15 protein-coding genes and 1 pseudogene are annotated in these 19,485 nt (G+C 70.2%); 14 read left to right on the forward strand and 2 right to left on the reverse strand.

Annotation, left to right across the window (positions count from 1 at the left end):
- Nucleotides 1-50: 50 nt before the first annotated feature.
- The 3 genes from ACWBNA_RS09745 (at nucleotide 51) to ACWBNA_RS09755 (ending at nucleotide 3,417) form a co-directional block, all read left to right on the forward strand.
- Nucleotides 51-530, forward strand: a complete 480-nt coding sequence (locus tag ACWBNA_RS09745) for an NUDIX hydrolase (RefSeq protein ID WP_482703850.1) — start codon at nucleotides 51-53, stop codon at nucleotides 528-530.
- A 54-nt stretch (nucleotides 531-584) separates the two neighbouring features.
- On the forward strand, nucleotides 585-1,394 hold the full coding sequence (locus ACWBNA_RS09750; RefSeq protein ID WP_482703851.1) for a 3-hydroxybutyrate dehydrogenase: 810 nt from the start codon (nucleotides 585-587) through the stop codon (nucleotides 1,392-1,394).
- A gap of 76 nt (nucleotides 1,395-1,470) precedes the next feature.
- Nucleotides 1,471-3,417, forward strand: coding sequence for a helix-turn-helix domain-containing protein (locus ACWBNA_RS09755; RefSeq protein WP_482703852.1), 1,947 nt, complete (start codon nucleotides 1,471-1,473; stop codon nucleotides 3,415-3,417).
- Nucleotides 3,418-3,458: 41 nt separating this feature from the next.
- Here ACWBNA_RS09755 and ACWBNA_RS09760 read toward each other — a convergent pair whose 3' ends face one another.
- A complete protein-coding gene (locus tag ACWBNA_RS09760) occupies nucleotides 3,459-4,853 on the reverse strand; it encodes an MFS transporter (RefSeq protein ID WP_482703853.1) in 1,395 nt (464 codons plus the stop codon).
- Nucleotides 4,854-5,358: 505 nt separating this feature from the next.
- Nucleotides 5,359-6,453, reverse strand: a complete 1,095-nt coding sequence (locus tag ACWBNA_RS09765; protein WP_482703854.1) for a YeiH family protein — start codon at nucleotides 6,451-6,453, stop codon at nucleotides 5,359-5,361.
- Nucleotides 6,454-6,567: 114 nt separating this feature from the next.
- Between ACWBNA_RS09765 and ACWBNA_RS09770 the strand changes: the two genes are divergently transcribed.
- From ACWBNA_RS09770 to ACWBNA_RS09820, 11 genes and pseudogenes are all read left to right on the forward strand, one after another.
- Entirely contained in the window at nucleotides 6,568-7,599 is a 1,032-nt protein-coding gene (locus tag ACWBNA_RS09770) for a LysR family transcriptional regulator (protein ID WP_482703977.1), read from the forward strand.
- Between the two features lie 250 nt (nucleotides 7,600-7,849).
- Nucleotides 7,850-8,635 carry a GntR family transcriptional regulator gene (locus ACWBNA_RS09775; RefSeq protein WP_482703855.1) on the forward strand — a complete coding sequence of 262 codons (786 nt, stop codon included), beginning with the start codon at nucleotides 7,850-7,852 and terminating at the stop codon, nucleotides 8,633-8,635.
- 5 nt (nucleotides 8,636-8,640) lie between these two features.
- Nucleotides 8,641-11,387 (forward strand): annotated as a pseudogene (locus ACWBNA_RS09780) (fumarate reductase/succinate dehydrogenase flavoprotein subunit).
- 12 nt (nucleotides 11,388-11,399) lie between these two features.
- Nucleotides 11,400-11,627 (forward strand): 4Fe-4S dicluster domain-containing protein, encoded by a 228-nt coding sequence (locus ACWBNA_RS09785; RefSeq protein ID WP_053748154.1) that lies wholly within the window; start codon nucleotides 11,400-11,402, stop codon nucleotides 11,625-11,627.
- Between the two features lie 12 nt (nucleotides 11,628-11,639).
- Entirely contained in the window at nucleotides 11,640-13,103 is a 1,464-nt protein-coding gene (locus ACWBNA_RS09790) for an ABC transporter substrate-binding protein (protein ID WP_482703856.1), read from the forward strand.
- 96 nt (nucleotides 13,104-13,199) lie between these two features.
- Nucleotides 13,200-14,096, forward strand: a complete 897-nt coding sequence (locus ACWBNA_RS09795) for an ABC transporter permease (protein WP_482703857.1) — start codon at nucleotides 13,200-13,202, stop codon at nucleotides 14,094-14,096.
- Nucleotides 14,093-14,866, forward strand: a complete 774-nt coding sequence (locus ACWBNA_RS09800) for an ABC transporter ATP-binding protein (protein ID WP_482703858.1) — start codon at nucleotides 14,093-14,095, stop codon at nucleotides 14,864-14,866. The genes ACWBNA_RS09795 and ACWBNA_RS09800 overlap by 4 nt, the downstream gene beginning before the upstream one ends.
- A 61-nt stretch (nucleotides 14,867-14,927) precedes the next feature.
- On the forward strand, nucleotides 14,928-15,266 hold the full coding sequence (gene fdxA, locus ACWBNA_RS09805) for a ferredoxin (protein ID WP_482703859.1): 339 nt from the start codon (nucleotides 14,928-14,930) through the stop codon (nucleotides 15,264-15,266).
- Nucleotides 15,263-17,209 carry a 2-oxoacid:acceptor oxidoreductase subunit alpha gene (locus ACWBNA_RS09810; protein WP_482703860.1) on the forward strand — a complete coding sequence of 649 codons (1,947 nt, stop codon included), beginning with the start codon at nucleotides 15,263-15,265 and terminating at the stop codon, nucleotides 17,207-17,209. The genes fdxA and ACWBNA_RS09810 overlap by 4 nt, the downstream gene beginning before the upstream one ends.
- Nucleotides 17,206-18,273: a 2-oxoacid:ferredoxin oxidoreductase subunit beta gene (locus ACWBNA_RS09815; RefSeq protein ID WP_482703861.1), complete on the forward strand. Its 1,068-nt coding sequence runs from the start codon at nucleotides 17,206-17,208 to the stop codon at nucleotides 18,271-18,273. The genes ACWBNA_RS09810 and ACWBNA_RS09815 overlap by 4 nt, the downstream gene beginning before the upstream one ends.
- Nucleotides 18,274-18,361: 88 nt before the next feature.
- Nucleotides 18,362-19,480 (forward strand): Mrp/NBP35 family ATP-binding protein, encoded by a 1,119-nt coding sequence (locus tag ACWBNA_RS09820; protein WP_482703978.1) that lies wholly within the window; start codon nucleotides 18,362-18,364, stop codon nucleotides 19,478-19,480.
- The last annotated feature ends 5 nt before the right edge of the window (nucleotides 19,481-19,485 follow it).

The following is a 19,485-nucleotide window of genomic DNA, read 5'->3' on the forward strand; positions in this document are numbered from 1 at the left end:
CCCGTCGGACGCCCAACGGGGTGATGGGGCCGGCCCGTTAGGGTCGGGCCATGGCTACTCCTGACTTCATCCGTTCGCTTCGGACCTCCATCGGCCACGAGTTGCTGTGGCTGCCCGGTGTCAGCGTCGTCGTCTTCGACGACAAGGGCAGAGTGCTGCTCAACCGCCGTTCCGACACCGGTAAATGGTCACTGATCGGCGGCATCCCGGAGCCGGGGGAGCAGCCCGCGGCCTGCGCGGTGCGAGAGGTCGAGGAGGAGACGGGGGTCCACTGTGTCGTGGAGCGGGTGATCGTCGTCCAGGCGCTGAACCCCGTGACGTACGACAACGGGGACGTCTGCCAGTACATGGACATCTCGTTCCGCTGCCGGGCCCTCGGCGGCGAGGCACGGGTCAACGACGACGAGTCGCTGGAGGTGGGCTGGTTCGCGGTGGACGCCCTGCCCGAGCTGAACGACTTCGCACACCTGAGGATCAAGCAAGCTCTGTCGGACGTACCCACATGGTTCGACCCCACGAGTTCCGAGTGAAGTGTGGGTGGTGACCACATGGGGCGGGGCTCGGGTGCTGCCTAGGGTCGAGGCATGACCGCTAGCAGTGCCCTCCCGGGCCCCCACGGCGCACCCGCCCCCACTCTCGACCTCGGCGGCCGCACCGCCCTCGTCACCGGCGCCGCCGGCGGCATCGGCCGCGCCTGTGCGCTGCGGCTCGCGGCCGCCGGGGCCAAGGTGAGAGCGGTCGACCGGGACGCCGCGGGCCTGGAGGCGCTCGCCGAGGACGCCCGCGGCCTCGCGGGCACCCTCGCACCGCACGTCCTGGACCTCACCGACCTGGACGCCGCCGAACTCGCCGCCGCGGGGACCGACGTCCTCGTCAACAACGCCGGGCTGCAACTGGTGAGCCCGATCGAGGAGTTTCCGCCGGACGTCTTCCACACCGTGCTCACCGTGATGCTGGAGGCGCCGTTCCGGCTCGTTCGAGGCGCCCTGCCCCACATGTACGGGCAGGGGTGGGGCCGTATCGTCAACGTGTCCTCCGTGCACGGTCTGCGCGCATCGGCCTACAAGTCCGCCTATGTGGCCGCCAAACACGGACTGGAGGGCCTGTCCAAGACAGCGGCCCTCGAAGGCGCACCCCACGGCGTCACCTCGAACTGTGTGAACCCCGCCTATGTGCGCACCCCACTGGTCGAGAAACAGCTCGCCGACCAGGCCCGCGCGCACGGCATCCCCGAGGAGCGCGTGCTGTCCGAGGTGCTGCTCCAGGACAGCGCCGTCAAACGGCTGATCGAACCCGACGAGGTCGCGGAGGCCGTGGCCTACCTGTGCAGCCCGCAGGCCTCCTTCGTGACCGGCACCTCGCTCGTCCTCGACGGCGGCTGGACCGCGCACTGAACCGGGCGGTCTCGGGCGCCGGCGGAGTTTTCCACAGGGCTGACGGGGCGGTCTGGTGATGGTGAATCCTGTGGGCATGTCCCGCGATCACGTGCAGTCGGCCGAGCGTTCCGATGCCGCCGCCGAAGCGTCGGCAGGCGATGCCGAGGCGCCGTTCCTGGAGCTGCTCGCCCGCGGCGCGTCCGCCGACGCCTTCGAGCAGCCGGTGCTGCTGGCCCGTGCCGAGGGATGGCCGGCCGAGCGGATCGTCGCGCTGGAGCAGGCCAAGCTGACCGCGTTGCGGGTGCGCGCGGAGCTGGAAGGGCGGCGCCGGCGGGAGGCCGCGTTGTCGGCGCTCTTCGAGACCGCCCACGACCTGGCCGGGCTGCGCGACCTGGACGCGGTGCTGCAGGCGATCGTGCAGCGCGCCCGGTCGCTGCTCGGCACCGACGTCGCCTACCTCAGCCTGAACGACCCGCTGCGGGGCGACACCTACATGCGGGTCACCGAGGGCTCGGTCGCGGCCCGCTTCCAGCAGTTGCGGCTCGGCATGGGGGAGGGGCTCGGCGGCCTCGTCGCCCAGACGGCCCGTCCGTACGTCACCGACGACTACTTCAAGGACGACCGCTTCCAGCACACCCTCACCATCGACACGGGTGTCCGGGACGAGGGCCTGGTCGCCATCCTCGGCGTGCCGCTGATGCTGGGGCACCACGTCATCGGGGTCCTCTTCGCGGCGGACCGGCGCGCACGGGTCTTCGAGCGCGAGCAGATCGCCCTGCTCGGCTCCTTCGCCGCGCTGGCCGCGGCCGCCATCGACACCGCGAACCTCCTCACCGAGACCCGCTCGGCCCTCGCCGGCCTGGAACGCGCCAACGAGATCATCCGGGACCGCAGTGGGGTCATCGAGCGGGCCTCCGACGTCCATGACCGGCTCGCCGAGCTCGTGCTGCGCGGCGGCGGCGTCCATGACGTGGCCGCCGCGGTCTCCGAAATCCTCGACGGCACGGTCGAGTTCACCGAGGCCACCGCCGCACCCGCGCAGGCCCTGGAGGTGTCCCGGGCCGAGGGCCACGCGGTGCGACACGCGGACGACTGGATCGCCGCCGTGGCCGCGGGCGGCGAACTCCTCGGCGCGCTCGTGCTGCGCGGACAGCCGGGGCTCGACCCGGTCGACCAGCGCACCCTGGAGCGCGCCGCCATGGTCACCTCGCTGCTGCTGCTCGCCCGACGCTCCGCCGCCGAAGCCGAACAGCGCGTGCGCGGCGAACTCCTGGACGACCTGCTCGACGCCCGCGACCGGGACCCACGCCTGCTGCGCGAGCGCGCCTCCCGGCTGCACGCCGACCTCGACGCCGAGCACGTCGTACTCGCCGCCCGCCTGGGCGGCGCCGCGGCCGACGCCGATCAGGAAGCGGCCGCCCGCAGACGCCTGTGGTCCGCCGCGTCCCACCTCGCCGCCACCCGTCGCGGACTGGCAGCCGCCCGCGACGGCGGCACCGTCCTGCTGCTGCCCCTGGAACCCGGCGACACCGCGACGGAGCTGGCCCGCCGCACCGCCCGGCACCTCGGCACCGCCGTGCACGAGGCGGTCACCGTCGGCGCCTCCGCCCCGGTCGAGGGCCTCGCCGCCCACCCGGACGCCGTGGCCGCCGCCTACGAGGAAGGCCGGCGCTGTCTCGAAGCCCTGCGGCTGCTCGGCCGCGCCGGGGACGGGGCCGCCGCCGAGGACTTCGGCTTCCTGGGACTGCTGCTCGCCGGGGACCGGGACATCGCCGGCTTCGTCGACCGCACCATCGGCCAGGTCGTCGCCTACGACGAACGGCGCGGCACCGACCTGGTGCGCACCCTCGACGCGTACTTCGCCTGCGGGATGAGCCCGGCTCGTACGAAGGACGAGCTGCACGTCCACGTGAACACGGTCGCCCAGCGCCTGGATCGGGTCGGCCGCCTCCTCGGCGACGACTGGCAGAGCCCCGCGCGTGCTCTGGAGATACAACTCGCCCTGCGTCTGCACCGGTTGTCCGGACCGACGCAGCACTGACCCCCGTACGCGCGGGCGTACGGGGGCCGGTTCCGAGTGGGTCAGACAGTACGAGCGTCCGCGGTCCGGGCCGGGGTGGGCTCCGCGTCGGCCGTGGGCTCGACGTCGGCCAGGTCCCGGTGCCGGGTCTCCTTGGCCGCTCCCACGGCGACGACCGTCAAGACGACCGCGCCGATGACGTACAGCGCGATGGGCGTGGAACTCCCGTAGTCGGACAGCAGCGCCGTGGCGATCAGCGGTGCGGGAGCGCCCGCCGCGACCGAGGCGAACTGGGCGCCGATGGAGGCGCCGGAGTAGCGCATCCGGGTCGCGAACATCTCGGAGAAGAAGGCGGCCTGGGGTGCGTACATCGCGCCGTGCAGCACCAGACCCACCGTCACCGCGAGGACCATGTTGCCGAAGCCGCCGGTGTCGATGAGCGAGAAGAACGGGAACATCCACAGGCCGACGCCGACCGCGCCCAGGAGGTACACGGGACGGCGGCCGATCCGGTCCGACAGCGCGCCCCAGCCCGGGATCACCGCGAAGTGCACCGCCGAGGCGATGAGCACCGAGTTGAGGGCGGTCTGCTTGGAGACGCCGGCCGAGGTGGTGGCGTAGACGAGGATGAACGCCGTGATCACGTAGTAGCTGATGTTCTCCGCCATACGCGCGCCCATCGCCACCAGGACGTCCCGCCAGTGGTGACGCAGCACGGCGACGACCGGCAGCTTCTCTGCGTCACCGGGCCCTGCCGTGCGGCGCGCCTCTGCCTGGGCCAACGCCTGCTTGAAGACCGGCGATTCGTCGACAGACAGACGAATCCACAAACCGACCATCACCAGGACACCGGAGAGCAGGAACGGTATCCGCCAGCCCCAGCTCACGAACGCGGCGTCCGACAGGGTGGCGGTCAGCAGCGACAGCACGCCGGTCGCGAGGAGTTGCCCCGCGGGTGCTCCGGTCTGCGGCCACGACGCCCAGAAGCCGCGCCGGCGCGCGTCCCCGTGCTCGGACACCAGCAGCACCGCCCCGCCCCACTCACCGCCCAGCGCGAAGCCCTGCACCAGGCGCAGCACGGTCAGCAGCACCGGAGCTGCCGTGCCGATCGTCGCGTGGGTGGGCAGCAGACCGATCGCGAAGGTCGCCCCGCCCATCATCAACAGGCTGAGCACCAGCAGCTTCTTGCGTCCGAGCCGGTCGCCGTAGTGCCCGAAGACGAGGGCGCCCAGCGGCCGCGCCGCGAATCCCACGGCGTAGGTCAGGAACGACAGAAGCGTGCCGACCAGCGGGTCGGAGCCCGGGAAGAACAGCTTGTTGAAGACGAGGGCCGCGGCGGATCCGTAGAGGAAGAAGTCGTACCACTCGATGGTGGTGCCGATGAGGCTGGCGGCGACGATGCGCTTGAGGCTGGCGGGGGTTTCCCGGGAGGGGGGAGCGGTCGCGGGGGAGGACATCGGTACCACTTCCAAGCGGTTGGCGGGGACGTGTTCGTGTCGCCATACCGTAGGAATCCGCAGGTCAGTGGCACATGTGGTGGGGCACCATAGTTCTGGGTGCGGAGGTGCGTGCGGCCACCATGAGGGCGTGGCCGGAGCCTTAACACGGGCCTCAATTGGGCCCGCGAGAGCGCTGCCCGAGTTGCGCTATTCGGGCATGATTTGGAGATGGGGTGCTGACTCCTGTGCTGGTTTGGTGCTGACTAAAAGCCCATGTCATCACCCGTTCTCACCTCTCCCGTGCTGACTTGGTGCTGACTACTGTGTGTCAGAATCCGGCATGGGGGTCAGATCGGGCGAGCCTCGGTAGTTGCTGTCACCGTAGCGACATGTATCGCCGAACCAGGGCGTCCCATCGGTGCGGATGCATACCTGCCCGTGAAGGCCCGGATCTTTTTCGTCTGCACGTGGGGGCCGGCGAAGATGTCTGTCGGACGACAGGTGGCCCCAGTGCGTGTGGGGCTCAGAGTTGACCGGTGATCGACTGGAGACCGACACCGGTCGCGCTGACGGCGGCCCAGAGGATCGCACCCAGCAGGAGTGGCCGCGGACCCGCGTCACGAAGCTTGGAGAACTTCAGCGATAGACCGATCCCCGACAGGGCGAGTGTGATCAGAAACGTGCTGATCACGGGCAGTGCCGGCTTCCATGAGGCAGGGATGCAGTGATGTGTGGCGGCGGCTGACGCGAGCAGGAATCCAACGATGAACACGGGGAACGCACGCCAGATCCGCCTGCCCGCGCTCTCGGCCTGCCGGACGCCCTGGCTTCGTCGGCCGAAGGACCGCCACAGCACCAGGGCCACACAGATCGGTACGATCATGAGGCTACGGGTCAGCTTGACCACCACCGCGTACTGCCCGGCCTCGGTTCCGTAGCTGTAGGAGGTGGCGACGACCGAGGACGTGTCGTTGATCGCGGTGCCGCTCCAAAGTCCGAACGCCTCCTGCGACATCCCGAGAAGATGGCCCACCGGAGGAAACAGGACGACCGCGGCGATGTTGAAGGTGAAGATGGTGCCGAGGGCGTAGGCGACGCGGGCCTCGGCGGCGCCGACTGCGGCGGTCACCGCGGCGATCGCCGAGGCTCCGCAGACGCCCGTGCCGACTCCGATGAGCAGCCCGGTCTCAGGGTGGACACCCAGCAGCCCGCCGACGGCCCAGGCACCGAGCAGCGCGACGCCCAGCGTGCCCAGCATGACCGGCAGTGAACCCGCCCCGACGCGCATCACGTCACTCAGCGAAAGGCCCGTCCCGAGCACGATGATGGACGCCTGCAGGACCTGTCTGCCCACGGCCGCGAAGCCGGGGCGCAGACGCTCGGCCGTTCCGCGGGGGGCCATCCGTCTCAGCAGGGCTCCGGCCAGAGCACCCACCACGATGCCGAACACCGGGCCGCCCACGGTCGGGACGAGTCGGCCAAGCCAAGCGGCCGGCAGCGCGACCGCGACCGCCACCGCCAGTCCCGGCAGTACGGCACCCGGCGCCCGCCCGGCGTGCCTCGAACCGGCCGGCACGCGCGGTGGCGGCTTGACCGGCAGGGCTTGGGACGATTCCATGACGTCTCCCCTTCCTGCATTCCTATGGCGATTGGCGATCTGCATCTGCACGATCGCCGGGCTCCGCCGGTCTCCGGTAGAGACCCGTTTCAGAGGAGGTCATAAGCAGTGCTGATGGGCCTTCCGCCGGGGACACCGGAACTGAAAGTGCTGGACCTGCTGGTCTCCGTCGCCCAGACCGGCAGTCTCGGCCGGGCCGCCGCGCGGCACGGGATGAGCCAGCCGGCGGCGAGCATGCGCATCACGGCGCTGGAACGGCAGTTGCGGCTGGTGCTGCTCGAACGCGGCCCCACCGGGTCACGCCTCACACCGGCCGGGACCGCCGTCGTGGACTGGGCCCTGCCGGTGCTCGACGCGGCCCGGGCGCTGGTCAGTGGCGTCGCGGCGCTCCACGCGGATCAGCAGGGCCGGCTGCGGATCGCTGCGTCGATGACCATTGCGGACCACCGGGTGCCGGGGTGGCTGATGGCCTTGCGCACCAGACTCCCCGAGGTCAAGGTCGCCCTGCGAGTCGGCAATTCATCGCAGGTCGCCGACATGGTGCGCGGTCGTGAGGCCGACCTCGGTTTCGTCGAGGGCCCGCACGCACCGGACGGACTCCGCAGCCGCACCATCGCCGACGACGAGCTGGTCGTGGTGGTCGCGCCGGGGCACCCGTGGGCCAGGCGCAGACAGCCGCTGCCACTGCGGACACTGGCGGCCACTCCCTTGATCGTGCGCGAACAGGGCTCGGGCACGCGCGACGCCGTATGGGAAATCCTCCGCCGTTCCGCGGGAACGACCCTCCACCCGCCCGCACTCGACGGTCCCGCTCCTCCTGTGTCTTCCGACCGGACCCCTCCCGCCACGATTTCGGGAAGTGCGACCGGACAGATGCCGGTCCAGCCGGAGATCGGCGAGGAGCCCGCGCCGCCCGCGGCGGAACTGGGTTCCACCACCGCGATCAAGTCGGCCGTGTCCACGGGCGACGCCCCCGCGGTGCTGAGCCGTCTCGCCGTATCGGCCGAACTGGACGACCGGCGGCTGATCAGCGTTCCGCTGGAGGAACCAGCCCTGCTGCGGCGGCGATTCCGGGCCGTCTGGCTGCGGGAGACGCCCCCGGTGGGGCCGGCGGCCACGCTGCTGATCCTGGCCGACCGCAGATAGCGAGCAGGGGCACGAACCCGGCGCCGCAGGGCGGTCCTGAGAAGACCCGGAGGCGACCGGCCATCACCCACCAGAACCCGTGTCCGCCAGGTGCCCGCAAGCCCTCCCCCCGCCCACAGCCCTGGCGCTACCGGCTGTCCCACGCCTGTTTTCCCAGGTCAGGAGGATGCTGACAGTGATGAGTCTGGCGTAACCAGCGCGTAATTCCGGCAACCGGTCGGTGTAACACGTCATCCGCAGCATTCCGGCCATGACAGGGATCGTCGCTGGTGGCAGAGGTTCAGGTAGCCGTGTCGCACCGGTACGGCGCATTCGGGACGTGCTGCGCACCCGCGTTCTCACGGGCGTATACGGAACTCGGCCGTTGCCCTCCGAGGCGGAGCTGGCCGCGGAACTGGGGGCCAGCCGCAACGTGGTCCGGGACGTCCTCGGGCTGTTGCGCATCGAGGGCCTGGTCGACCGGATTCCCGGTGTCGGGACGTTCGTCGTGTCGGGAAAGGCCGTGCAGGGACTGGACCGGCTGCGCGGGCTCGCGGAGAGCTTCGACACCGGCTGCGACCGCGTGGTCAACCAGGTGCTGCTTGCGGACACCGTGCCCGCCACGCCCACCGTGGCCGAGCGCCTCGAACTCGCCCCGGGCACCGAAGTGGTCGCCCTGGAACGGGTTCGGCTGCTCGACGGGCAGCCCCTGTCGCTGGACGCCAGTTACCTTCCCGCGGACATCGGCAGGCCCCTGTTGGAGATGGACCTGGCGCGCCACGACGTCTTCGGGCTGCTCGAAGGCGAACTGGGCCTCCCCCTGGGCGCCGCCGCCGTGTCCATCGAGGCGATCGCCGCCGACCGTACCGTCGCCGACCTGCTGCATGTGGCGGACGGCTTTCCCCTGCTGTTCCTCGAACGGCTGACCTACACCAACGCGGGCCGGCCGATCGATCTCGAATTCGTTCGCTTGCGCGGCGACCGGATGTCCTTGGCCGGCTGGCTCCACCGCACCCCTGGCACGCCGTCGAATCACTCTTCCACCGAAAGGGGCTGACCTCCGTGCAGATCCCACCCCAGTCTCAACGCCGCGAGTTCACCTGCGACGTTCTCATCGTCGGCGGGGGCACCGCCGGCACCATGGCAGCCCTCACCGCGGCGGCGAACGGCGCGGACGTCCTCCTGCTGGAGAAAGCACACGTACGTCACTCCGGTGCCCTGGCCATGGGCATGGACGGGGTGAACAACGCTGTCGTTCCGGGCAAGGCGACCCCCGAGGACTACGTCGCCGACATCACCCTCGCCAACGACGGCATCGTCAACCAGCGCACCATCTACGAGACCGCCACCCGCGGCTTCGGCATGGTGCAGCGGCTGGAGGGCTACGGCGTCAAGTTCGAGAAGGACGAACACAACGAGTACGCCGTGCGCAAGGTGCATCGCTCGGGCAGCTACGTGCTGCCGATGCCGGAAGGCCGTGACGTCAAGAAGGTCCTGTACCGCACGCTGCGCGCCCGCCACGTGCGCTCCCGGGTCACGATCGAGAACCGGATCATGCCGGTGCGGGTCCTCACCGTGGACGGCAGGGCGGTCGGCGCGGTGGGCTTCGACACCCGCTCCGGGGAGTTCGTCACCATCTCGGCAGGCGCGGTGATCCTGGCCGCCGGTGCCTGCGGACGCCTGGGCCTTCCGGCCAGCGGCTATCTGTACGGCACGTACGAGAACCCCACCAACGCCGGTGACGGCTACGCGATGGCCTACCACGCGGGCGCGGAACTGTCCGGCATCGAGTGCTTCCAGATCAACCCGCTCATCAAGGACTACAACGGGCCGGCCTGCGCCTACGTCGCGAACCCCTTCGGGGGCTACACGGTCAACGCCGACGGCAACCGCTTCGTCGACTGCGACTACTGGTCCGGCCAGATGATGGCCGAGGTCAAGCGCGAGCTGGACAGCGCCCGCGGCCCCATCTACCTCAAGCTCAGCCACCTGCCGGACGCCACGATCAACCAGATCGAGGGCATCCTGCACACCACCGAGCGGCCCACCCGCGGCACGTTCCACGAAGGCCGCGGCCACGACTACCGCACCCGGGACATCGAGATGCACGTCTCGGAGATCGGATTGTGCAGCGGCCATTCCGCCTCGGGCGTCTGGGTCGACGAGCACGCCGCCACCACGGTGCCGGGCCTGTACGCCGCCGGAGACATGGCCTGCGTACCGCACAACTACATGATCGGCGCCTTCGTCTACGGCGACATCGCCGGCGAGCACGCCAGCGGCTTCGCCGCCTCCGCCGGCCGCCCCGCACTGCCCGAGGACCAGATCACGGCGGCCCACGAACTGATCTACCGGCCGCTCTCCCACCCGGACGGACCCCCCCAGCCGCAGGTGGAGTACAAGCTCCGCCGCTTCGTCAACGACTACCTCCAGCCGCCCAAGACCGAGCGCTATCTGACCCTAGGGCTGGAGGCGTTCGGGCGGATGAGCCGCGAGATCGCCGGCATGGGGGCCCGCACTCCGCACGAGCTGATGCGCTGTGCCGAGGTCACCTTCATCCGGGACTGCGCCGAGATGGCCGCGCGCGCCTCACTGGCCCGCACGGAAAGCCGCTGGGGCCTCTACCACCAGCGCGCCGACTGGCCCGAACAGGACGACGCGAACTGGTTCCGGCATCTGAACCTGCGCAAGAGCGGAGCGGGAGAGGCCGGCGGGAGCGGGGAGATGGAGACGCTGACCCGGCCGATAGCGCCGTACATCGTGCCGGTGCCCGGATTCACCCGCCCGGACGGGGTGCCGGACGTGCCCGCCCCGACCGGTGCCGACCTGGCGGCGGTGTGGGGATGACCGGCGGTACGCCCACGCAGGGCGCGCCCCACCGCATCCTGGCGCTCCTCGAACTCGTGGACGAGGCGCCCACCACCGAGGAACTGGCGGAGTTCCTCACCGACACCGACCCCGACGTGCGCCGCACCGCGCTGACCGTGCTCAGCGAGGCCGCCGAATCCTGGGAGGAGCCGTCGGCGGTCTTCGCCGCGGCCCTGCTGGACCGGGACCCGACGGTCCGCCGCGTCGCCATAGAGCTACTGGGCGAACTGCGCGAGGTGCTGGTGTCCGGTGAGCGTTTCTCGCGGTCGCTGCGCGAGGCGTGCGGGCATCCGGACGCCGACGTCCGGTCCGCCGCCGTGGTTGCCCTGTGGCGTCACCGGCTGTGCACCGTCGACGAGTTGACCGCGCTGCTGACCGACCCGGACGAGGCCGTGCGCTGCGAGACCGTGCTGGGGCTCGTCTCCCTGGACGCACTGGACGCACTGGCGAAAGCCGCCGGCGACCCGGCTGCCGCCGTACGTCTCGCCGTGGCCCGGGGGCTGGCCGCTGTCGGAGACCCACGTGGCGCCGCCACCCTGATACGCCTCGCTGAGGACTCCGACCTCCTGGTCCGCGCCGCGGCCCTGTCCGCCATGGCGCACACCGGCTGCACCGAGCAGGCGGCGGACCTGGCCCGTACGGCTCTGGCCGACCCGGCATGGCAGGTCCGGCAAGGGGCGGCGGCCGCGCTGGCGGTGGCGGACCCCCAGCAGGCGGTCACCCCCCTGATCACCGCGACCAAGGACACCAACCTCGACGTACGCAAGGCCGCCGTGCGTGCCCTCGGGGGCCTGACCGCGGGGCGCCCGGAGGTCCGGGCCGCACTTGAGGCAGCCGTTGACGACGTGGACGCCGATGTCCGCGCCTTCGCCCGCATGGGCCTGTCCGACGCTCGTACGGACCTGACCGAATCCCCGTCCACCGACACCGCGACAAGCTGAAGGAGACCACTGATGGCGCACGCATCCAACCGGGTCGACGTACCGGTCACCATCGACGAATCCAAGTGCATCGACGGATGCACCCTCTGCGTGGACATGTGCCCGCTGGACTCACTGGCCATCCACCCCGAGACCGGCAAGGCGTACATGCACGTCGACGAGTGCTGGTACTGCGGTCCCTGCGCGGCCCGCTGCCCGGTCGACGCGGTCACCGTCGACATCCCCTTCCTGCTGCGGTGACTGGAGACTGACATGTATCCCTTTCCGCACCCCGTCCCACAGTTCTCGCTACCGCAGCGGTCCCGCCGTCGGCCGTTGCTCGCCGTACTCGCCGTCCTGGGGCTCGGTGCCAGTGCCTGCGGTACCGACACCTCGGCCGGCTCCTCGACCGTGGTGGTCAACATCGGCTTCCAGTCCAAGACCATCAACACCGTCACCGCGGGCACCCTGCTGCGCCAGCGTGGCACCTTCGAGCGCAAGCTGAACGCCATCGGCAAGACCTCCGGGGTGCGTTACAAGGTCGTCTGGCAGGACTTTCCCTCAGGACCACCGCTGACCGCCCAGATGATCGCCGGCAAAGTGGACATCGGCTCCATGGGTGACTATCCGGTCCTCGTCAACGGCTCGAAGACCGCCGAGTTTCCCGACGCAAGGTCGGAACTGGTCGCGGTCACCGGCTACAACCTGCGCGGATCGCTCAATGAGGTCGTCGTGCCGAAGGACTCCCCGGCGCAGAAGCTGACCGATCTGCGCGGCAAGGTCGTGTCCACCAGTGTCGGTTCGGCCGCACACGGGATGTTCGTGAACGCCCTGCGGAAGAACGGGCTGAGCCCGGACGACGTCAAGCTGCTCAACCAGGAACCGGCGGTCGGCGCCTCGGCGCTCCAGGGCGAACAGGTCGCCGCGCTGTCCCAGTTCGTGCCCTGGCCGCAGCTGATGGTGTTCCGCAAGCAGGGCAGGCTGCTCTACGACGGTGGGGCCAACGGCGTCCCGACGTTCCACGCCGTCGTCTCCCGCAAGGCGTATGCCGACGAGCATCCCGAAGTGATGCGGGCCTTCCTGGAGTCGGTCCGTGACACGGCGGACTACCTCAACAAGAACCCGCTGGCCGCCGCCGAGCAGGTCGCCAAGGTGACGGGCATCGAGCCAGAGGTGGTCTACCTCTACAACGGACCGAGCGGTCTGGTGACCTTCGACCCGACCATCAAGCCCCAGCTGGTCGCCGCGCTCTCCAAGGACCTGCCCTTCCTCAAGGACCTCGGCTCGGTCAAGAACCTGGACCTCGGCAAGTTCGTCAACGACAGCTACCTGCGCAAGATCTACGGCGCCTCGTACGACGCCGCCAGCAAGAGCACGGCATCCCCGAGCGTGCTGAGTGGCCAGGACCCGCACTGCCACGAGCCCGTCAAGGATCCGCGCACCGCCTCGGAAGTGTGGTTCAGCGGCCAGGAGTCGACCGGTGTCGCGGCGACTCCGACCTGCCTGCTGCGGCAGATCGCCGCCCACGTCGGGGGCGTACGCGCCGCCTACGTCCCCGACGCCAAGAACGGCACCCGGATGTTCGCGTCCGCCGCGACCTGGGTGCTCGACCCCGAGCGGTCCGCGAACTCCCGGCTGCTGCCGTTCGCGGTGGCCGCGGACGCGGATTCCTATCTGGCGGACCACCCCGGCGCCCGCGAGCTGGGCTACGAGGCGGCGCTGGAGGCTGCTTCGTGAGCCGGCGGCGGTCGCAGGACCAGTATGACGGCAACCACCCCTCGCAGAGCTGAGTAGGTATCGCAGGTTTCGCAGGCATCGCAGGAAAGAGGACGCATGACAACGACTCCCGTCTCCCAGCAGTCCCTGACACCCACCGGTGATCCGACAGCCGTCACCCCGCGGCCACGCCCCGGTCTGCGTGCCGGACTGCGCCCGCTCACGACGCTCGGAGCGTGGCCGCGCCGACTGGCCGCCGGGGCGCGGGCGGCGCTGCCGCTGGCCGCGGCGCTGCTGATCTGGTACCTGCTCACGGCCGACAACGTCGTCCTGTGGCTGCGCTTCGACAAGGTGCCCGGCCCGGTCGAGGTGTACGACACTCTCAAAGGGCAACTGAAGTCCGGAAGTTACTACCAGGACCTGCTGGCCAGTCTGCGCCGCATCCTGCTCGGCTTCGGGCTCGCCGCGGTGAGCGGGGTGGCCATCGGCATGGCGATCGGGCGCTCCCGGGTCGTCCAGGCGCTGGTCCGGCCGCTGATCGAGGTGGCCCGGCCGATCCCGGCGATCGCCCTGGTCCCGCTGGCGATCCTCATCTTCCCGACCGGCGAGCAGGGCATCGTCTTCATCACCTTCTTCGCCGCGTTCTTCCCGGTGGCGGTCAGCACCATCCACGCGATGAAGACCCTGCCCAAGGTATGGGAGGAGGCCGCCCGGACGATGGGTGCCCGCCGGCTGTCCGTACTGGCCCACGTGGTGCTCCCCGGAGCGATGCCCGGCATCTTCTCGGGGCTGTCCGTCTCCATGGGGGTGGCCTGGATCTGCGTGATCAGCGCCGAGATGATCTCCGGCCAGTTCGGCATCGGTTACTACACCTGGCAGTCCTACGGTCTGCTCGACTACTCGGGTGTGATCGTCGGCATGCTGTCCATCGGCGTCCTGGGCTGGGGCACGGCCTGGCTGGTGGAACGGCTCGGTTCCCGCGTCAACCGCTGGCTGCCGAGGAACACCCGATGAGCGCGGGAGCGCGGGTCCGGCTGGAAGGACTGAAGCTCGCCTTCGGCGACATGCCGACCGCCGAGGTCGACCTAGATGTGCGGCCCGGAGAGATCGTCGTCCTGCTCGGGCCGTCAGGGTGCGGGAAGTCGACCATTCTGCGGGCCCTGGCGGGGCTGCTCACGCCCACCGCGGGGCGCGCCGAGGTCGACGGGAAAACGGCGGGCGGGTCCGACACGGCCTGTGCGATGGTCTTCCAGGAGGACGCACTGCTGCCCTGGCGTTCAGCCGCGCGCAACGTCGAGTACGCCCTGAAACTACGAGGTGTACCCCGGCGGCAACGGCGTCAGGAAGCCGAGGAACTTCTGGCCCAGGTCGGCCTGGAGGGCTTCTACGACCACCTGCCGGGCCAATTGTCGGGCGGGATGCGGCAACGGGTGCAGCTCGCCCGGACGCTGGCCACCCGCCCCCGGGTGATGCTGATGGACGAGCCGTTCGGCGCCCTGGACGCCCAGACCCGCTCGGAGATGCAGCAACTGCTGATCTCGGTCTGGCGGCAGTACGGGACCACGATCCTCTTCGTCACCCATGATGTCGACGAGGCCCTGCTGCTGGGCGACCGGGTGGTCCTGCTCAGCCCTCGACCCGCCGTCGTACGCGAGATCGTCGACATCCCCGGACCGCGGCGCCCGGGAGCCCAGTTCGAACCGGAATTCGCCCGTCGCCGCTACGAGATCCTCGCCTCGCTCGGCGACGCTCCGCCCGCCGAGTTCGCCGCCGAAGGCGCCTGAAGTCCCTGTCGCCCGAACCACTACGGGTCGTTCGACCCCACACCAAAGGAGTCACCTCATCATGACTTTCGTCATCGGGGCCGCGTGCGTCGACGTCATGGACCGCGCCTGTGTCGACGAGTGCCCGGTGGACTGCATCTACGTCGGGGAGCGCATGGCCTACATCAACCCCGACGAGTGCATCGACTGCAGCGCCTGCGAACCCGTCTGCCCGGTCGAGGCCATCGCCACGGTTGAGGAACTCGCGCCCGAGGACGCACCGTTCGTCACGGAGAACGCGCGCTTCTTCTCCGAACCGCTGCCCGGGCGTGCCGAGCCGCTGGGCTCGCCCGGCGGTGCGGCGGACCTCGGTCCGATCGGTGTCGACACACCCTTCGTCCAGAGGTACGTGGCGCCATGAGGGGCGCCGACGCCGGCCTCGCAGGCATAGACACCTGCTCCGCAGGCATCGACACCGGCTCAGCAGGGACTGGGCGAACCGAACGGACCGATCAGACCGAACGGCTTGAGCGGGTGGTCATCCGGTTCGCCGGTGACTCCGGAGACGGTATGCAGCTCACCGGCGACCGGTTCACCTCGGCGGCCGCGGCCTTCGGCAACGACCTGGCCACGCTGCCCAGCTTCCCGGCCGAGATCCGCGCCCCCCAGGGCAGCATCGCGGGAGTCTCGTCCTTCCAGGTGCACTTCGCCGACTACGACATCCTCACCGCCGGAGACCGGCCCGACGTGCTGGTGGCGATGAACCCCGCCGCGTTGAAGGCCAATCTCGCCGACCTGCCGCCCGGCGCCACGGTGATCGTGAACACCGACGAGTTCACCCCGCGCAATCTGACCAGAGCCGGCTACGTCGCCGATCCGCTGGAGGACGCCACACTGACCTCCTTCCAGACCCACCCGGTGGCCATGACCACGCTGACCCGGGGCGCACTGGCGGACACGGGGTTGAGCAAGAAGGACGCGGAGCGGGCGAAGAACATGTTCGCCCTGGGCCTGCTGTCCTGGATGTACCACCGTCCCACCGCCGGGACCGAGCGGTTCCTGCGGCAGAAGTTCGCGCGCAGGCCCGAGATTGCCGAGGCGAACATCCTCGCCTTCCGGGCCGGCTGGAACTACGGCGAGACCACCGAGTCGTTCGCCGTGACCTTCGAGGTCGCCCCTGCGACGGCGCTCGCTCCGGGCACGTACCGACAGATCACCGGCAACACCGCCCTGGCGTACGGAATCGTCGCGGCCGGAGCCAAGTCCGGGCTGCCGGTACTCCTCGGCAGCTACCCGATCACCCCGGCCAGCGACATCCTGCACGAACTGTCCCGGCACAAGAACTTCGGCGTCACCACGGTGCAGGCGGAGGACGAGATCGCCGCGATCGGCGCCGCGCTGGGGGCCTCGTACGGCGGGGCCCTCGGCGTGACCACGACGTCCGGTCCCGGGCTCGCGCTCAAGAGCGAGACGATCGGCCTGGCGGTGATGACCGAGCTGCCACTGCTGGTGATCGACGTACAGCGCGGTGGGCCGTCCACCGGCCTGCCCACCAAGACGGAGCAGGCGGACCTGCTGCAGGCCATGTTCGGGCGCAACGGCGAATCCCCGGTGCCGGTCCTCGCGCCGGCCACCCCGGCGGACTGCTTCGACACCATGCTCGACGCGGCCCGGATCGCCCTCACCTACCGCACACCGGTGCTACTGCTGTCCGACGGCCACATCGCCAACGGCGCCGAGCCCTGGCTCGTCCCGGACGCCTCGCAACTGCCCGACCTGAGCGTTGAGTTCACCACCGAACCCAACGCCCCCGACGGATCCGGCGCATTCTGGGGCTACCTGCGCGACCCGCACACCCTCGCCCGGCCATGGGCGGTGCCCGGCACCCCCGGACTCGAACACCGCATCGGCGGCCTGGAGAAGGCCGACGGCACGGGCGACATCTCGTACGACGCCGACAACCACGACCGCATGGTGCGACTGCGACAGGCCAAGATCGACGGAATCACCGTGCCCGATGCCGTACCGGACGACCCGTCCGGCCGGGCCGAGGTCCTGGTGGTGGGCTGGGGCTCGTCGTACGGGCCGATCGGCGCCGCCGCCCGTCGCGTCCGCAGGGCCGGACACGCCGTCGCACACCTGCATCTGCGGCACCTCAACCCGCTGCCCGCCAACCTCGGTGAGGTGCTCTCCCGCTACGAGCGCGTGGTGGTCCCGGAGTTGAACCTCGGCCAGCTCGCACTGCTGCTGCGCGCCAAGTACCTGGTCGACGCCGTCTCGTACACGAAGGTCGCCGGTCTCCCGTTCGGCGCGGAAGAACTTCAGGGCGTGTTCACCGATGTGATCGAAGGAGTCCGGACATGACCACTCTCGACCTTGGCCTGCCCGGCATCGGGGGACAGGCACTGGTGCCCGAGGCCGACACGAAGCTGTCGCCGAAGGACTTCAAGTCCGACCAGGAGGTGCGCTGGTGCCCTGGCTGCGGTGACTACGCGGTCCTGGCCGCTGTGCAGGGATTCATGCCCAGGCTGGGGCTGAGGCGGGAGAACACCGTGTTCATCTCGGGCATCGGCTGCTCCTCCCGCTTCCCGTACTACATGAACACCTACGGGATGCACTCCATCCACGGCCGCGCCCCTGCCATCGCCACTGGCCTGGCCGTGGCCCGTCCCGATCTGTCGGTGTGGGTGGTCACCGGTGACGGGGACGCCCTGTCGATCGGTGGCAATCACCTGATCCACACTCTGCGGCGCAACGTGAACCTCAAGATCCTGCTGTTCAACAACCGCATCTACGGACTTACCAAAGGCCAGTACTCGCCGACCTCGGAGTCCGGCAAGGTCACCAAATCCACCCCCATGGGCTCGGTCGACGCGCCCTTCGACCCGGTCTCGCTGGCTCTGGGCGCAGGTGCCACCTTCGTCGCCCGCGTCCTCGACTCGGACCGCGCGGGCCTGACCAACGTGCTCACCGCGGCCGCCGAACACCGGGGCACCGCGCTCGTGGAGATCTACCAGAACTGCCCGATCTTCAACGACGGCGCCTTCGAGGTACTGCGGCAGCCCGGCGAACGGGAGCGGCGCCTCATCCCGCTGCGCCACGGCCAACCGCTGCGTTTCGGCGCCGACAAAGAATATGGCGTGGTCCGCACCGGCTCCGGAGGGCTTCAGACGGTGAAGGTCTCGGAAGTGGGGGAGGAGGCCCTGGTGGTGCACGACGCCACCCTGGTGGACCCCTCCTACGCCTTCGCCCTGTCGCGGTTGTCCTCCCAGAACGTCGCCCACACCGTCACCGGCGTCTTCCGCTCCGTCAGCCGCCCCGTCTACGACGACCAGGTCCGCGCCCAGATCGAACAGGCCAGGAGCACCACACCCGCCGACCTCCAGTCCCTGCTCGCCGGCACGGACACCTGGACCGTCGCCGGCTGACGCCTGGTCTCGCCTCGCCCTCACACCCAGCCCCCACGGATTCGGAGCCCCGCCTGTGACAACCGCACAGACCCACGAGCACGCCACCCTGGCCACGGACACGGTCCGCAAGGCGCTGTCCGCGGTCCTCGACCCGGAGATCCAGCGGCCCATCACCGATCTCGGAATGGTCAAGGAGATCACGGTGGGCGCCGACGGCGCGGTGCTGGTCGGCATCTATCTGACGGTCTCCGGCTGCCCGTTGCGCGAGAAGATCACCGCGGATGCCGCCGCCGCTGTGTCCGCGCTGCCCGGCGTGCGCAAGGTGCGCATCGAGCTGGACGTGATGAGCGACGCGCAACGCACAGAGCTGCGCAGGAGTCTGCGGGGCGACACGGACGAGCCGGAGATCCCCTTCGCCCGGTCCGGTTCACTGACCCGGGTCTACTGCGTCGCCTCCGGCAAGGGCGGAGTCGGGAAATCGAGTGTCACGGTCAACCTGGCCGCCGCGATGGCCTCCCGCGGGCTGTCGGTCGGCGTGCTGGACGCCGACATCTACGGCCACTCGGTTCCGCGCATGCTGGGGGTGACGGCGGGCCCCACTCGCGTCGAAAAGATGATCATGCCGCCCCGGGCGAACGGTGTGAAGGTGATCTCCGTCGGCATGTTCACCTCGGGCAACGCACCGGTGATGTGGCGCGGCCCACTGCTGCACCGCGCGCTGCAGCAGTTCCTCGGCGAGGTGTACTGGGGGGATCTCGACGTGCTCTTGCTCGACCTGCCGCCCGGCACCGGTGACATCCCCATCTCCCTCGCCCAGTTGCTTCCCGAATCCGAGATCCTCGTAGTGACCACACCGCAGGCGGCAGCGGCCGAGGTCGCCGAGCGGGCCGGGGCCATCGGGCTACAGACCGGTCAGCGGGTGGCCGGGGTGGTGGAGAACATGTCCTGGCTGCGGATGCCGGACGGTTCGACGGCGCGGCTCTTCGGTTCCGGCGGCGGCCAGAGGGTCGCCGACTCGCTGTCCCTCGCGCTGGGCGTGGCAGTCCCTTTGCTGGGGCAGGTGCCGATGGACCCCCTCCTGGGCGAGGCGGGCGACGCCGGTACGCCGTTGGTGCTGAGCGCCCCCGAGGCTCCCGCGGCGGTGACGCTCCGCGGAATCGCGGAAGGACTGTCCACACGCCGACGTGGCCTGGCCGGTCGTCGGCTCCAGGTCAGCCCGTCATGACCTGG

Source organism: Streptomyces sp. Q2 (assembly GCF_056820935.1).

Coding starts and splice junctions, on each gene's coding strand:
- ACWBNA_RS09745 (WP_482703850.1), top strand. CDS start 51: ATGGCTACTCCTGACTTCATCCGTTCGCTTCGGACCTCCATCGGCCAC.
- ACWBNA_RS09750 (WP_482703851.1), top strand. CDS start 585: ATGACCGCTAGCAGTGCCCTCCCGGGCCCCCACGGCGCACCCGCCCCC.
- ACWBNA_RS09755 (WP_482703852.1), top strand. CDS start 1,471: ATGTCCCGCGATCACGTGCAGTCGGCCGAGCGTTCCGATGCCGCCGCC.
- ACWBNA_RS09760 (WP_482703853.1), bottom strand. CDS start 4,853: ATGTCCTCCCCCGCGACCGCTCCCCCCTCCCGGGAAACCCCCGCCAGC.
- ACWBNA_RS09765 (WP_482703854.1), bottom strand. CDS start 6,453: ATGGAATCGTCCCAAGCCCTGCCGGTCAAGCCGCCACCGCGCGTGCCG.
- ACWBNA_RS09770 (WP_482703977.1), top strand. CDS start 6,568: ATGGGCCTTCCGCCGGGGACACCGGAACTGAAAGTGCTGGACCTGCTG.
- ACWBNA_RS09775 (WP_482703855.1), top strand. CDS start 7,850: ATGACAGGGATCGTCGCTGGTGGCAGAGGTTCAGGTAGCCGTGTCGCA.
- ACWBNA_RS09785 (WP_053748154.1), top strand. CDS start 11,400: ATGGCGCACGCATCCAACCGGGTCGACGTACCGGTCACCATCGACGAA.
- ACWBNA_RS09790 (WP_482703856.1), top strand. CDS start 11,640: ATGTATCCCTTTCCGCACCCCGTCCCACAGTTCTCGCTACCGCAGCGG.
- ACWBNA_RS09795 (WP_482703857.1), top strand. CDS start 13,200: ATGACAACGACTCCCGTCTCCCAGCAGTCCCTGACACCCACCGGTGAT.
- ACWBNA_RS09800 (WP_482703858.1), top strand. CDS start 14,093: ATGAGCGCGGGAGCGCGGGTCCGGCTGGAAGGACTGAAGCTCGCCTTC.
- fdxA (WP_482703859.1), top strand. CDS start 14,928: ATGACTTTCGTCATCGGGGCCGCGTGCGTCGACGTCATGGACCGCGCC.
- ACWBNA_RS09810 (WP_482703860.1), top strand. CDS start 15,263: ATGAGGGGCGCCGACGCCGGCCTCGCAGGCATAGACACCTGCTCCGCA.
- ACWBNA_RS09815 (WP_482703861.1), top strand. CDS start 17,206: ATGACCACTCTCGACCTTGGCCTGCCCGGCATCGGGGGACAGGCACTG.